The sequence below is a fragment of the Streptococcus sp. HMSC072D03 genome (assembly GCF_001812855.1).
Taxonomy (GTDB): Bacteria; Bacillota; Bacilli; order Lactobacillales; family Streptococcaceae; genus Streptococcus; species Streptococcus salivarius_D.
This window is the reverse complement of sequence record NZ_KV810636.1, coordinates 1-290: the sequence shown is the minus strand read 5'-3', so window position 1 is coordinate 290 and position 290 is coordinate 1. Positions and strand designations below refer to the sequence as shown.

1 protein-coding gene is annotated in these 290 nt (G+C 52.1%); it reads left to right on the top strand.

From position 1 onward, the window contains the following. Window positions 1–290, top strand: a 290-nt coding sequence (locus tag HMPREF2877_RS03090; protein WP_141751040.1) for a hypothetical protein, incomplete at both ends; no start/stop codon positions are given.

Genomic DNA, 290 nt, shown 5'->3' with positions numbered 1-290 from the left:
GAAGTTGGTCACGAGGGTGAAGCTGTAGTTCAGCCTGTCAATCCAGCGTACACCGGTTCAATCAATAGCGACACTACCAGTGCCAAAGGTACGCAAGAATCAGGTCACGAAGGCGAAGCTCTTGTTCAACCTGTCGCCCCAGAATATACCGGCCCAATCAGTGCTAAAGGTACGCAAGAATCAGGTCACGAAGGTGAAGCTCTTGTTCAACCCGTAGCCCCAGAGTATACCGGACCAATCAGTGCCAATGGCACCCAGGAAGTTGGTCACGAGGGTGAAGCTGTAGTTCA